The following is a 13,092-nucleotide window of genomic DNA, read 5'->3' on the forward strand; positions in this document are numbered from 1 at the left end:
CGGGGCGAGGGCCGCCCTCAGGACCGATCCCGCAGCTCGTAGAGACGCACGCTCTCCGACAGCTGACGCGTGTCGAACCGGCTGGGAAGGGTGTTGTTCATCTTCGCCGAGGACGGTTCGCCGATCACGACCCACGTGTTCGGATCCACCTGCGCGGTGACGTCGAACGCGCCGCACTGGGCCGTCGCGGCGTCGGCCACGCTCGAGAACACGACGGCGAGGCAGACCTCGTCGGGGACGTCGCGCTGGCGGCCGACGTAGATGAGGCCGTTGTCGGTGCTGGCGATGAAGCGGACCGACGCGGGATCGAGCAGGCCGGCGTCGTCGGGAAACGGCAGCCTGTCCTCCCCCGTCGCCGCGTACGACAGCTCGGGGATGTCGCCGCCCGCGGTCGGAGGGGTGAAGGTCGCCCCGAGGAGCGCCCCGCCGACCAAGCCCACGACCGCGGCGATGACCGGGAGCACGGCGGTGCGGCGGGGACCGTCGAGCGTGAGCCGTCGACGCCACGTCGGTCTCGTGTCGGGGTCCTCGTCCGGCGGGCCGTCGATCTCCTGTCCGCCGCTCCCTCCGTTCGGGACCGGGGTCGCCGCGGGCGGAGCAGAGCCGGCTTCCGGCTCCGGCTCGGGTCGCGCCGGCGGCGTCAGCGCCCGCTCCTCGAGCTCGCGCAGCCGCCGCACGAGGGCGTCGTCGGGGCGGGCGCCGGGGCCGTAGACGCGCCCGTACAGGAGCGTCCGTTCCTCCTGCTCGGCGTCGGTCAGCATGGTCCCACCCTGCCGTATCAGGGGTGGGGCGCGAAGGCCGGCTCCGCGGGGCCGGGGTTATCACTCCGGGGAGTCGGGGCTCCGAGACCAGCGATGCCGAAGGTCATCCGAGCAAAGCCCACGATCGGATTCTGCGTCCGCAGGTGGAGCCGCGTGGAACGTGGCGAACCCGCTGAGCACGGCGCCTCACCCATCGAAAGTCGACGGCTTCATGTAGACCGCCCCCGATGGCATCCGGTCCGTCAGGAGAGCGGGGCAGGGGACGTTACGACCTCGCCCGACGCTGGGCGCGCCGGACGAGGGGAACGACACCTCCACGTCGTAGCACGTGAAGAATGCCTCCGGCTCCCCGGGCCAGCGGAACCCTTCTTCGGGTGGGGCCACCCGGGTACCCGACGAAATAAAGACGTGGAAAGAGACGGTTTCCGGGGTTTCCTCGACGTCGTGAACGACCAGCGTCGGACGTGACAGGTCGATGGCATCAGCGCCGTCGGGAGCCCCATCCCATCGCACTCCGTTCAGCGCATCGACGTAGGCCGGGATGCTCGGGGCGTCGGTCCGGTAGAGGGAAGCATCCAACGGATCCTCCACCGATGCCACCTGACGCCAGAGCACGCCGTCCACCTCCGGATACGGGTTCTGATACTGGTGTCGAGCCCACAGGTACACGCCGCCGATCAGGACGGGAAGCAGGACGAGGATGCCGCAGGTCAGCGCGATCGTCGCCGCGCGCGACGGTGTGCTCACCCTCGCCACGTCGTCCACGTCCGCGGGTCAGGCACTCGCCGCGTGGCGCACACGCCGGGCTGACGCGCTGCGATCCCCATGGTCCTCACCGTAGCGGCAGCCAGCCGAGGCCCGTCGGGCAGCTGCTGCGCAGCGCGCGGAGCCTCCAGCGGCCAGGGCTTCGCTTGACGACAACACGAATGCCCTCCCGCGCGGCCTGCGGCCGCCCGTGAGGGCATTGGAGGGGCTGACGGGAATCGAACCCGCGCTGTCTGCTTGGGAAGCAGAAGTTCTGCCATTGAACTACAGCCCCGTGCGCCTCGCGGCGACCCGGCCAGCATAACAGCGTCTTCGGTGGCATCCGCTCGGGTCGGGACGTGTGCGATCGCCGAGGGCGCATCTGTGCGCGAGGTATCACCCGGGCCGTGATGAAAACCGAGCGCGCTCGACGCCGCGAGGCACTCCGCCGACGGCCCGGCCGCTGTGACGCCCACGCTCTAGGCTGATCCCGTGCTGCTCTCCGATCGCGACATCCGGGCCCACCTCGACGACGGCCGCCTCGGCCTCGATCCCTACGACCCCGCGATGGTGCAGCCCTCGAGCGTCGACGTGCGTCTCGACCGGTACTTCCGTCTGTTCGACAATCACAAGTACCCGTTCATCGATCCCGCCGAGGATCAGCCCGAGCTCACGCGCCTCATCGAGGTCGAGCCCGACGAGCCGTTCATTCTTCACCCGGGCGAATTCGCGCTCGGATCGACGTTCGAGCGCGTCACCCTCCCCGACGATGTCGCCGCGCGTCTCGAGGGCAAGTCGTCGCTGGGGCGCCTCGGCCTGCTGACCCACTCCACCGCGGGGTTCATCGACCCCGGTTTCTCGGGCCACGTGACCCTCGAGCTCTCCAACGTCGCCACGCTGCCCATCAAGCTGTGGCCGGGCATGAAGATCGGTCAGGTCTGCTACTTCCGCCTGACCTCGCCCGCCGAGAGCCCCTACGGCTCCGGCCCCTACGGCAACCGCTACCAGGGTCAGCGCGGTCCGACCGCGTCCCGCTCGGCGCTCAACTTCCACCGCACCGACGTCGGCACGACCGACGCCGGCTCGGCCGGTCGCTGACGCGAACAGCCCCGTCGAGAGGACCTCGGCGGGGCTGTTCGTTTGTCGGCTCGGAGGGGCCTGCGGCGTCGAGTGCGCCGGGGAACGCAATCCCTGCTCGGAAACGCGGTGAGCGCGCGTTCCTCGACACAGGGAGCGTTTCTCGATGATCACTCGGTGGTAGACGCGGCGCCGGCTGCGGGCGTCTCAGCGGATGCCGCTGACGCGCGCCCGCTGCTGAAACCGGCGTCGAAGCCGCGTTCGTAGGCGCGCTGCGCCGCGCGGCGGTCGCCGGGGCGGTGTCCGCGGTGGTGTCCGCGCTCCCGTCCGGCGCCGTCCTGGTGCGGGGCGCACCCGCGGCTGGCGCGATCGCGAGGGTCGTGGGCCGGAGCGTCTCCGCGCCCCGCCTCGCCGCGCGCGAAGCCGCGCTTGTGGCCGAAGCCGCGGCCGAAGCCGTGGCCGGGGCCGGGGCCGTGGCGGTGCTCGCCGCCCCGCTCGCCCGGTCCGAACGCGTGCGCCTCGGCATCGAAGCGAGGACCGAAGCCGCGCCGACCCGGTCCGAGGCCGCGGCCGAAGGGTCCGAAGCCGCCACCGGCGCCGCGTGCCGCGGGGCCGAAGGCGCCACGGGGATCGCCGTCGGTCTCGTCGTGGCCGAGCGCCGCCGAGACGGCGTCCAGCGCGGCGGTCAGACGCTCGAGCTCATCGGTCGGAACGTCGGCGAGGAGCGCCGCGCGGGCGGCATCCGCTCGATCGAGGACCGCGCGGCCCTCGTCGGTGAGCGTCCAGCCGTCGTCGGTGGAGGTGATCCATCCGCGGTCGGCCAGGGCGGAGACCCGCTTTCCGCCGCGGGCGAGGCGTTCGGCGACCCAGGGGGCGTCGACGCGGCCGTCGATGGCACGCAGCAGGAAGACGGTCTTGGGGTGCAGGTCGCCGTCGCGCAGTTGCGCGAACAGGCGGTGGTGCAGCGCGTGGCCGACCGTCGTGAGGCGGTGGGCGAGGCTGCGGGGGTCCAGAGGTGTGGAGGTGTCCATTGCGAAGTCCTTTCGTCGGCGGACGTTCCGCCATTACATGTCATATGACAACGGATGTACTGTGACATGTATTCCGAATGCTTGTCAAGAGACATGTAAAGTCGGGGCATGGCCTCCGACCCCGCCGACGAGATCGCCGCGGCCCTCGCACGGATCCGGGGTCGTCGCCCGCGACCGCCGTTCCCGCCCGACGCGCACCACCACCCGCACGGGCGCGGCGGAGGACCCTGGGGGAGCGGCGCTCCGCCGTGGGCCGATCCCGGGCAGGGGCGCTTCGGAGGTCCCGCGCGCCTGCGTCTGCTCGACGCTCTGGTCGCGGCATCCGGACCGATGTCCGTCAGCGAGATCGCGGAGGCCGTCGGCGTGGATCAGCCCCGCGCCTCGCGCCTGGTGCAGCAGGCCGAGCAGATGGGACTCGTCGCGCGCGAGACCGATCCCGACGACGCCCGCCGCACGCGCGTGCGCTTGACGCCTGCGGGGGAGGGGCTCGTCTCGGGATTCCGAGGCCGCCGACGGGATGCCGTGCGCTCCGCCCTCGAGGGATTCACCGACGCCGAGCGCGCCGAGCTCTCCCGCCTGCTGGCGAAGTTCGCCGACGCTTGGCCGAGCGACTGATCCGACGCAGCGCCGACGGGCGGCCCGGGTCGGACGGCTCCGCGGCCGACACAATGCAGGACATTCCCGTCGCCCCGCAGCCGTCATCGCGCAATCCCGCGGGTTCGGCGCAGGACGCTCCCGGAATGTCCTGCATTGTGTACGGCGCCGCGGTGATGACCGCCGCCCGCTTCGCAGCGCCCCGGCGACTCAGCGGATCACGGCCGCCTTCGTCTTCACCGGCAGCATGAGCAGCAGGCCCGCGGCCAGGATCAGCACGATCCCGAGGATCCCGAGGCGCGTGTCGCCCGTCACCCCGACGAACAGGGCGAACAGCCCCGGCGCGAGGAACGACACCGCACGACCGGTCGTCGCGTAGAGACCGAAGATCTCGCCCTCGCGTCCCTCCGGCGCCACGCGCGCGAGGAACGAGCGGCTCGCCGACTGCACGGGCCCGACGAAGGCGCAGAGCCCGAGGCCCACAATCCAGAAGCCCGTCTGCGAGGTGCCGATGAACAGCATCGCCGTGCCGAGGACGATCAGGCAGATGAGGGATGCCAGGATCACGCGCTTCGGGCCGAACAGGTCGTCGAAGCGCCCGGCGACGAACGTGCTGATGCCGGCGACGACGTTCGCCGCGACCGCGAAATACAGCACGGCGGTGGCGCTGAACCCGAACACCTGCGCGGCGATGATCGCCCCGAACGTGAACACGCCGGTGAGGCCGTCGCGGAAGACGGCGCTCGCGACGAGGAACAGCAGCACCTGCCGGCTGTCGCGCCAGAGCGAGCGGAGCGTTCCCCAGAGCACCACGTAGGAGCGGAAGAACCCCACCCGCACCTGACGCCGCTGCGCCGGGATCTCGGGCACGCGCACCAGCACCGGGATCGCGAACACCGCGTACCAGAGGGCGGATGCCAGGATCGCGAGCCGGATGTTCAGACCGCCGTCCTTGCTCACGGCGAGCAGGCCCCCGGCATCCGGATCCGAGAAGCTCTGGATGAAGAGCACCAGCAGGAGCATCAGCAGCACGATCCCGCCGACGTAACCCATGCCCCAGCCGAAGCCCGAGACGCGGCCGATGTTCTCGCGCGTCGAGACCTGCGTGAGCATCGCGTAGTAGTTGACGCTCGCGAACTCGAAGAACACGTTGCCGACGGCCAGGAGCGTCGCCCCGAGGATCAGGTAGGCCGGGGTCCCCTCGACGAAGAACATCGCGGCCATGGCGAGCACCACGACCCCGGTGTTGATGCCCAGCCAGAGTTTGCGGCGACCGGTTCCGTCGGAACGCTGGCCGAGCACGGGGGCCACGAGCGCCACGACGATGCCCGCGACCATGAGCGCGACGCCCACGAGGCTCGCGTTGTCGGCGAGCGCCCGGACGAGCGCGGGATTCTTGTCGTCTCCTCCGGCAGCGGCGACGATCGCGGGGTCGACGAACAGCGAGCTCGCCAGGTAGGTGCTGAAGACGAAGGTCGTGACGACGGCGTTGAAGGCCGCCGAGCCCCAGTCCCAGAGCGCCCACGCCAGCACGGGACGTCGGCCGACGGCGGGGGCGGGAGCGGTGCCGGGGGCGGACATGTCGGTCACGGTAGGGCCTCTCGGTGAACGCCGGGTGCCCCGGCACGACGCGGCGACGGCGACGTCGCGCGGGTTCAGGCTAGACCTCGGCCCACGGCGGAGCGCGCAGGAGACTACCGTGGAGTCATGGCATCCGAAACCCCCGTCGACTCCGCTGAGGCTGAGACCACCCCCGAAAAGCTCACCTTCGCCGACCTGGGACTGGATGCCGCCGTGCTCAAGGCCCTGAAGGACGTGGGCTACGAGACTCCGTCCGCCATCCAGGCGGCCACCATCCCCGTGCTGCTGCAGGGGCGCGACGTCGTCGGCCTGGCCCAGACCGGAACCGGCAAGACCGCCGCGTTCGCGCTGCCCGTGCTGTCGCAGATGGAGACCGGCCACAAGAACCCGCAGGCGCTCGTGCTCGCCCCCACCCGCGAGCTCGCGCTGCAGGTGTGCGAGGCGTTCGAGAAGTACGCCGCCCACATCAAGGGCGTCTCGGTGCTGCCCGTCTACGGCGGCCAGGGCTACGGCCAGCAGCTGTCGGCCCTGCGCCGCGGCGTCGACGTGATCGTCGGCACGCCCGGTCGCATCATGGACCACCTCGACAAGGGCACCCTCGATCTCAGCGAGCTGAAGTTCCTGGTGCTCGACGAGGCCGACGAGATGCTCAAGATGGGCTTCGCCGAAGACGTCGAGACGATCCTCGCCGACACGCCCTCGACCAAGCAGGTCGCCCTGTTCTCGGCCACCATGCCCGCGCAGATCCGTCGCATCTCGGCGCAGTACCTCAACGATCCCGAAGAGATCACGGTCAAGACGAAGACCACGACCTCGGCGAACATCACCCAGCGCTACCTCGTGGTGTCGTACCAGCAGAAGATCGACGCGCTCACGCGCATCCTCGAGGTCGAGAACTTCGAGGGCATGATCGTCTTCACCCGCACGAAGAACGAGACCGAGACCGTCGCCGAGAAGCTGCGCGCCCGCGGCTACACCGCCGCCGCGATCAACGGCGACATCGCCCAGGTGCAGCGCGAGCGCACGGTCAACCAGCTCAAGTCGGGCAAGCTCGACATCCTCGTCGCGACCGACGTCGCGGCGCGCGGTCTCGACGTCGAGCGCATCAGCCACGTCGTCAACTACGACCTGCCGATCGACACCGAGTCGTACGTGCACCGCATCGGTCGCACCGGCCGCGCCGGCCGGACGGGAGACGCGATCAGCTTCGTGACCCCGCGCGAGCGCCGCATGCTCACCGCGATCGAGAAGGCCACGCGCCAGCCGCTCACCGAGATGTCGCTGCCGAGCGTCGACGACGTCAACGCCACGCGCCTCACCCGCTTCGACGACGCGATCACCACCGCCCTCGAGGACACCGCCGCGATCGCGACGTTCCGCGACGTCGTCGCCCACTACGTCGCGCACCACGACGTTCCCGAGGCCGACGTGGCCGCCGCGCTCGCCGTGGTGGCCCAGGGCGACACGCCGCTGCTGCTCGAGGAGGAGACGATCCGGCAGCCGCGCTTCGACCGCGACCGCGACGGCTCCGCGCGCGAGGGCGGCGACCGCGGCGATCGTCGCAACAGCGGGGGCCGCTTCGCCACGTACCGCATCGCGGTGGGCCGCCGTCAGCGCGTCGAGCCGCGACAGATCGTCGGTGCGCTCGCGAACGAGGGTGGTCTGCGCCGCAACGACTTCGGCGCGATCCAGATCCGCCAGGACTTCTCGCTCGTCGAGCTGCCCGCCGACCTCTCGCGCGACACGATCGACCGCCTCGCCGACACCCGCATCTCGGGCCAGCTCATCGACCTGCGACTCGACCAGGGCGGGCGTTCGGCCAAGCGCAGCGAGCGTCCGCAGCGCCGCTCCTTCGACCGCGACCGCGACCGCGACTGAGCCGTGACCCGGCCGTCGCGCCGGGTTCGCGGCATCCGTTCGACGCCCCCGTGCCCCGTTGAGGGTGCGGGGGCGTCGTCGTGTCCGGCGGGGATGCGGGAGATGCCGGGTGCTGCAGCTCCGGAACGGGGCGGGCTGCGTGCACCGGGGTGTTCGGCGGCCGCCCCGGTGCACGCGCGGCGCCCCGGTGCGGGCGATGCGGGGATGCCGGGTGCTGCAGCTCCGGAACGGGGCGGGGTGCGTGCACCGGGGTGTTCGGCGGCCGCCCCGGTGCACGCGCGGCGCCCCGGTGCGGGCGCCGTGGCGGGGTGGTGGGTCTCGTCGGCGGCGGCGCCCCGGTGCGATCGCGTCACGGGATGCACCCGCGGCGGCGTCTGGTGCAGAAGTTGAGCCAATTCATATCAAGTCGCCTTGACCTCCCGACGGGGGTTCGATAACCTTGAGTCATCGCGGCTCAACCCGCGCAGAGACTTCACCAGAACCCCGAGTGCGGCAACGGCCGTGCTCACAAGCAAGGAGACGCATATGCCCCGTGCAGTGGGAATCGACCTCGGTACGACCAACTCCGTCGTGAGCGTGCTCGAGGGTGGCGAGCCCAAGGTCATCGCCAACGCCGAGGGTTTCCGCACGACCCCCTCGGTCGTCGCCTACACGAAGGACGGCGAGGTGCTCGTCGGCGAGACCGCCAAGCGCCAGGCCGTCACCAACGTCGACCGCACCATCTCGAGCGTCAAGCGCCACATGGGCACCACCTGGAGCTTCGACGTCGACGGCAAGAAGTGGACGCCGCAGGAGATCTCGGCCCGCATCCTGCAGAAGCTCAAGCGCGACGCCGAGGAGTACCTGGGCGACAGCGTGACCGACGCCGTCATCACGGTCCCCGCCTACTTCAACGACGCCGAGCGTCAGGCCACCAAGGAGGCCGGTGAGATCGCGGGCCTCAACGTGCTCCGCATCATCAACGAGCCCACCGCCGCCGCTCTCGCGTACGGCCTCGACAAGGGCAAGGAAGACGAGCTCATCCTGGTCTTCGACCTCGGTGGCGGAACCTTCGACGTCTCGCTGCTCGAGGTGGGCAAGGACGACGACTTCTCGACCATCCAGGTGCGCGCCACCTCCGGGGACAACCGCCTCGGTGGAGACGACTGGGACCAGCGCGTCGTCGACTACCTCATCAAGCAGTTCAAGGACACGACCGGTGTCGACGTCTCGGGCGACAAGATCGCTCTGCAGCGTCTGAAGGAAGCGGCCGAGCAGGCCAAGAAGGAGCTGTCGAGCTCGACCTCGACCTCCGTCAACCTCCCCTACCTGTCGCTCACCGACTCGGGCCCCGTCTCGCTCAGCGAGACCCTCACCCGCGCCAAGTTCGAGGACCTCACCAAGGACCTCCTCGACCGCACCCGCAAGCCCTTCTCCGACGTCATCCGCGAGGCCGGTGTCAAGGTCGCCGACATCGCGCACGTGGTGCTCGTCGGCGGCTCGACCCGCATGCCCGCGGTCGCCGAGCTGGTCAAGAAGGAGACCGGTAAGGACGCCAACAAGGGCGTGAACCCCGACGAGGTCGTGGCCGTGGGCGCAGCCCTCCAGGCCGGTGTCCTCAAGGGCGAGCGTAAGGACGTCCTGCTCATCGACGTCACCCCCCTGAGCCTCGGTATCGAGACCAAGGGCGGCATCATGACCAAGCTCATCGAGCGCAACACGGCCATCCCGACCAAGCGCAGCGAGACCTTCACCACCGCCGACGACAACCAGCCGTCGGTCGCGATCCAAGTCTTCCAGGGCGAGCGCGAGTTCACCCGCGACAACAAGCCGCTCGGCACCTTCGAGCTCACCGGCATCGCCCCGGCTCCCCGCGGCATCCCGCAGGTCGAGGTCACCTTCGACATCGACGCCAACGGCATCGTGCACGTGTCCGCCAAGGACAAGGGCACCGGCAAGGAGCAGTCGATGACCATCACGGGCGGCTCGTCGCTCCCGAAGGAAGACATCGAGCGCATGGTGCGCGAGGCCGAGGAGAACGCGGCCGAAGACAAGAAGCGCCGCGAGTCCGCCGAGACCCGCAACCAGGCCGAGACCCTGTCGTACTCGATCGAGAAGCTGATCAAGGAGAACGACGACAAGCTGCCCGAGGATGTCAAGACCGAGGTGCAGGGCGACGTCGACGCGCTCAAGACGGCTCTCGCCGGCGACGACGACGACGCGGTCAAGACGGCGTTCGACAAGCTGAACGCCAGCCAGGGCAAGCTCGGTGAGGCGATCTACGCCTCGTCGCAGGCTGCGGGCGAGCCCGCCGACCCGAACGTGGGTCAGCCGGGCAACGGCGAGACGCCGAACCCCGAGGAAGACGTCATCGACGCCGAGGTCGTCGACGACGAGAACCCCGACGAGAAGAAGTAAGCGGAGAACATGGCACACAAGGACGACGAACAGCCCACGGGCTCGGGCGCCGGTCCTGACGAGACGGGGCCGGAGGAGAACACCTCCGGCCCCGCGCCGTCGGGAGAGCAGGCCCCGGATGCCGATGGCCTGACCATCGACGACATCCTCGGCGCGGAGCAGACGCCCGAGGCCGCAGCCGAAGACGCCGGTTCCGACCGCGAAGCCTCGCTGCTGATCGACCTCAAGCGTCTGCAGGCCGAGTACGCCAACTACCGTCGGCGCACCGAGGAGCAGCGCGAGCGCGAGATCGAGCGGGCGAAGGGCGAGGCCGTGAAGGGCCTGCTCCCCGTCATGGACGACCTCGACCGCGCGGCCAAGCACGGCGACCTCGTCGAGGGCAGCCCCCTCGCCGCGATCGGCGACAAGGTGCGGGCCGTGGCCGAGCGTCTCGGCGTGGTGTCGTACGGCGCCGTCGGCGACGCGTTCGACCCGCAGCAGCACGAGGCGATCTTCCAGGCCCCGACCCCGGGCGTGACCGAGACGACGATCCTCGAGGTCGTCGAGGTCGGCTACCGCCTCGGATCGGTCGAGCTGCGACCGGCCAAGGTCGTCGTGGCCGTGCCGGCCGAATAGGAGGACGCATGGCGAGTCAGGACTGGTTCGACAAGGACTTCTACAAGGTCCTCGGTGTCGACAAGAGCGTCAGCGCTGCCGATCTGAAGAAGACGTACCGCAAGCTCGCGCGCCAGTACCACCCCGACTCGAACCCGGGCGACGCGAAAGCCGAAGCGAAGTTCAAAGAGATCAGCGAGGCCTACTCGGTCCTCAACGATCCGGAGCAGCGCGAGGAGTACGACCAGATCCGGGCCATGGGCTCGGGGGCGCGCTTCTCCGCGCCGGGAGCGGGAGGCGGCGGCGGTTTCGACGACGTCTTCAGTCGCTTCGGTCAGGGTCGCGGCCAGCCGCAGGGCGGCTTCGACGACTTCTTCTCGATGTTCGACCAGCAGGGCGGAGGGGGCTTCGGCTCCGGCCGCTTCGGTCAGACGACGGGCGGATTCCGCGGCTTCGGCGGCCCCCAGCGCGGGGCCGACGTCACCGCCCGCACGACGATCGACTTCGTCACCGCGGCCAAGGGCGAGACGATCACCCTGCAGGGGGAGGACAACGTCCCCTTCAAGGTGAAGATCCCCGCCGGCGTCTCGGACGGGCAGAAGATCCGTCTGCGGGGTCGGGGGCGCAAGTCCCCCGACGGCGGCGAGAGCGGCGACATCGTCGTGACGGTCGCCGTTCGTCCCCACCCGGTGTTCAGTCGCGACGGACTCAACCTGCGGGTCACGGTCCCCGTGACCTTCACCGAGGCCGCCCTCGGCGCCACGATCGAGGTGCCCACTCTGGGCGGTGAGTCGGTGCGACTGCGCGTCGCCCCCGGCACGCCGTCGGGTCGCGTGCTGCGCGTCAAGGGGCGCGGGATCTCGACCGCTAAGGGCACCGGCGATCTGCTCGCCGAGGTGCAGGTGGCCGTTCCCGCCCACCTCGACGACGCCGCGCGCGAAGCCCTCGAGCGCTTCCAGGCGCTCGAACCGAAAGAGAACCCCCGCGCCGACCTCATGGCCAAAGCGCGGTAAAGACACGCGCGTCGCCGCGGTTCTCGGCATCCGATGAGACAGGATGCCGAGAACCCGGCGCCGCACGACCGGCACGACGGAAGAGGTGAAGACGTGTCCGAGAGAGAGATCGACGAAGACGCCCCGATCTTCGCCATCGCCGCCGCAGCGGAACTGTCGAACATGCACCCGCAGACGCTGCGGCAGTACGACCGGCTCGGTCTCGTGGTCCCCGCGCGCACGCAGGGCGGATCGCGACGCTACTCGAGTCGACACGTGCAGCAACTGCGCGAGGTGGCGCGCCTGTCGGGCGAGGGCATGAGCCTGCCCGCGATCGCGCGTCTGCTCGCTCTCGAGGAGCGCGTGCACGAGCTCGCCCGCCGGGTCAACGATCTCGAGCGTCAGCTCTCGGTCGAGCGGCAGTCGCGCCCCGGTGCGCGCGTCTTCGCGGCCGGCGCGACCGGTTCGGTCGTGACGCTGCGCCACGGCGCGCGCGTGCGCCGGGCCACCGACGTCGTCCTGTGGCGTCCGCTCGGTCCGTTCGACCACGACGACTGAGACGGGTGCTCGCCCGCGCATCGCCGAGGTCCCTGAGCCCGTCGAAGGGACCGGATGCCGCGCAGCGCTCGCATCGTCGAGGTCCCCGAGCTCGTCGGCGGACCGGATGCCGCGCGGCGCCCGTGTCGCCGTGGTCCCTGAGCCCGTCGAACGGACCGGATGCCGCGGACGCCCGGTGGCTTCGACGGGCTCAGCCACCTCTGACGTGGGCCGGTGCGCGATCAGGCCGGATCGATCCGCAGCACGGTCGGCGACTCGCCGACCTGCAGGTCGTCGACCACGCGGAGCGTGCGAGCGACGTCGTCCACCGCGCCGATCACCGTGCCGAAGCGCTCGCGATCCGAGCACACGGCGGTCACCGTGACGAAGTGCGAGCCGGTGTCCCAGGTGTAGGTGGCGAACGGCGGGGTCTTGGCGTCGCTCGGCAGCGGCATCGCCAGCTTCTCGCCCACGCCGAGGAAGGGGTTCCGGAACGACTCCGTGTCGTCGTACTCCATCGGCATCATGGCGCGGGCGGTGCGCGCCTGCGGCGTCGCCTCCTGCAGCTGCGCCATCACGACGAGCAGTTCGGGGTCGCTCTTCCACACCCACACGAGCACGCGTCCGGCGGCGCGCCTCATCAGCAGCGGGGCCGCCTGGCTGAGGATCCACGCGAAAGCGCCGCCACCGGGGCGCGGGGCTGCTCCGGTCGCCTGATTCGCCTGGCTCAGCAGCATGCCGATCGCCGCCTTGCGGTGGCGTCGGCCGCGGAATCCGAGGGAGCCGGTCACCGGCACCCAGAGGTCGGCGGGGGCGTCGGCCTGCAGTCGGGACATGCCCCACAGCCTACGATCCGACGTCGAGTTCAGGTTGCCGCGGGGTGGCGTTCGCGAGCAGAGAACGCTC

The 13,092-nt window shown here is 70.6% G+C and carries 12 protein-coding genes and 1 tRNA gene; 7 read left to right on the plus strand and 6 right to left on the minus strand.

From position 1 onward, the window contains the following. Positions 1–17: 17 nt before the first annotated feature. The 3 genes from AB1K56_RS12475 to AB1K56_RS12485 all read right to left on the minus strand — a co-directional run bounded on the left by AB1K56_RS12475 (position 18) and on the right by AB1K56_RS12485 (position 1,800). Positions 18–761 carry a hypothetical protein gene (locus tag AB1K56_RS12475; RefSeq protein WP_371205912.1) on the minus strand — a complete coding sequence of 248 codons (744 nt, stop codon included), beginning with the start codon at positions 759–761 and terminating at the stop codon, positions 18–20. A gap of 186 nt (positions 762–947) precedes the next feature. After that, on the minus strand, positions 948–1,508 hold the full coding sequence (locus AB1K56_RS12480; protein ID WP_371205913.1) for a hypothetical protein: 561 nt from the start codon (positions 1,506–1,508) through the stop codon (positions 948–950). A gap of 218 nt (positions 1,509–1,726) precedes the next feature. After that, positions 1,727–1,800 (minus strand) — tRNA-Gly (locus tag AB1K56_RS12485). Positions 1,801–1,997: 197 nt separating this feature from the next. Here AB1K56_RS12485 and dcd point away from each other — a divergent pair. Then, the gene (dcd, locus tag AB1K56_RS12490; RefSeq protein WP_136587994.1) at positions 1,998–2,603 is read left to right on the plus strand and encodes a dCTP deaminase; all 606 of its coding nucleotides are present in this window, start codon (positions 1,998–2,000) and stop codon (positions 2,601–2,603) included. A gap of 149 nt (positions 2,604–2,752) precedes the next feature. On the opposite strand, the gene AB1K56_RS12495 is transcribed toward dcd, so the two are convergent. Next, positions 2,753–3,613, minus strand: a complete 861-nt coding sequence (locus AB1K56_RS12495) for a hypothetical protein (protein ID WP_371205914.1) — start codon at positions 3,611–3,613, stop codon at positions 2,753–2,755. 108 nt (positions 3,614–3,721) lie between these two features. Here AB1K56_RS12495 and AB1K56_RS12500 point away from each other — a divergent pair, with 108 nt between their 5' ends. Beyond that, positions 3,722–4,228: a MarR family winged helix-turn-helix transcriptional regulator gene (locus AB1K56_RS12500; RefSeq protein ID WP_371205915.1), complete on the plus strand. Its 507-nt coding sequence runs from the start codon at positions 3,722–3,724 to the stop codon at positions 4,226–4,228. A gap of 189 nt (positions 4,229–4,417) precedes the next feature. Here AB1K56_RS12500 and AB1K56_RS12505 read toward each other — a convergent pair whose 3' ends face one another. Next, on the minus strand, positions 4,418–5,788 hold the full coding sequence (locus tag AB1K56_RS12505) for an MFS transporter (protein ID WP_371205916.1): 1,371 nt from the start codon (positions 5,786–5,788) through the stop codon (positions 4,418–4,420). Positions 5,789–5,914: 126 nt separating this feature from the next. Between AB1K56_RS12505 and AB1K56_RS12510 the strand changes: the two genes are divergently transcribed. The 5 genes from AB1K56_RS12510 to AB1K56_RS12530 all read left to right on the plus strand — a co-directional run bounded on the left by AB1K56_RS12510 (position 5,915) and on the right by AB1K56_RS12530 (position 12,207). Beyond that, complete coding sequence (locus AB1K56_RS12510) at positions 5,915–7,666, plus strand: DEAD/DEAH box helicase (protein WP_371205917.1); 1,752 nt, start codon at positions 5,915–5,917, stop codon at positions 7,664–7,666. A 525-nt stretch (positions 7,667–8,191) separates the two neighbouring features. Next, positions 8,192–10,063: a molecular chaperone DnaK gene (dnaK, locus tag AB1K56_RS12515; RefSeq protein ID WP_371205918.1), complete on the plus strand. Its 1,872-nt coding sequence runs from the start codon at positions 8,192–8,194 to the stop codon at positions 10,061–10,063. A gap of 9 nt (positions 10,064–10,072) precedes the next feature. Continuing rightward, complete coding sequence (locus AB1K56_RS12520) at positions 10,073–10,678, plus strand: nucleotide exchange factor GrpE (RefSeq protein ID WP_136587999.1); 606 nt, start codon at positions 10,073–10,075, stop codon at positions 10,676–10,678. An 8-nt stretch (positions 10,679–10,686) separates the two neighbouring features. Next, positions 10,687–11,670, plus strand: a complete 984-nt coding sequence (locus tag AB1K56_RS12525; protein WP_136588000.1) for a DnaJ C-terminal domain-containing protein — start codon at positions 10,687–10,689, stop codon at positions 11,668–11,670. Between the two features lie 93 nt (positions 11,671–11,763). Further along, the gene (locus AB1K56_RS12530; RefSeq protein ID WP_371205919.1) at positions 11,764–12,207 is read left to right on the plus strand and encodes a heat shock protein transcriptional repressor HspR; all 444 of its coding nucleotides are present in this window, start codon (positions 11,764–11,766) and stop codon (positions 12,205–12,207) included. 221 nt (positions 12,208–12,428) lie between these two features. Here AB1K56_RS12530 and AB1K56_RS12535 read toward each other — a convergent pair whose 3' ends face one another. Beyond that, on the minus strand, positions 12,429–13,022 hold the full coding sequence (locus AB1K56_RS12535; RefSeq protein ID WP_264632004.1) for a hypothetical protein: 594 nt from the start codon (positions 13,020–13,022) through the stop codon (positions 12,429–12,431). Between the last annotated feature and the right edge of the window lie 70 nt (positions 13,023–13,092).

This window comes from Microbacterium sp. BWR-S6Y (assembly GCF_041379845.1).
Lineage (GTDB): Bacteria > Actinomycetota > Actinomycetes > Actinomycetales > Microbacteriaceae > Microbacterium > Microbacterium hydrothermale.

Coding starts and splice junctions, on each gene's coding strand:
- AB1K56_RS12495 (WP_371205914.1), bottom strand. CDS start 3,613: ATGGACACCTCCACACCTCTGGACCCCCGCAGCCTCGCCCACCGCCTC.
- AB1K56_RS12510 (WP_371205917.1), top strand. CDS start 5,915: ATGGCATCCGAAACCCCCGTCGACTCCGCTGAGGCTGAGACCACCCCC.
- AB1K56_RS12525 (WP_136588000.1), top strand. CDS start 10,687: ATGGCGAGTCAGGACTGGTTCGACAAGGACTTCTACAAGGTCCTCGGT.
- dnaK (WP_371205918.1), top strand. CDS start 8,192: ATGCCCCGTGCAGTGGGAATCGACCTCGGTACGACCAACTCCGTCGTG.
- AB1K56_RS12505 (WP_371205916.1), bottom strand. CDS start 5,788: ATGTCCGCCCCCGGCACCGCTCCCGCCCCCGCCGTCGGCCGACGTCCC.
- AB1K56_RS12535 (WP_264632004.1), bottom strand. CDS start 13,022: ATGTCCCGACTGCAGGCCGACGCCCCCGCCGACCTCTGGGTGCCGGTG.
- AB1K56_RS12500 (WP_371205915.1), top strand. CDS start 3,722: ATGGCCTCCGACCCCGCCGACGAGATCGCCGCGGCCCTCGCACGGATC.
- AB1K56_RS12520 (WP_136587999.1), top strand. CDS start 10,073: ATGGCACACAAGGACGACGAACAGCCCACGGGCTCGGGCGCCGGTCCT.
- AB1K56_RS12475 (WP_371205912.1), bottom strand. CDS start 761: ATGCTGACCGACGCCGAGCAGGAGGAACGGACGCTCCTGTACGGGCGC.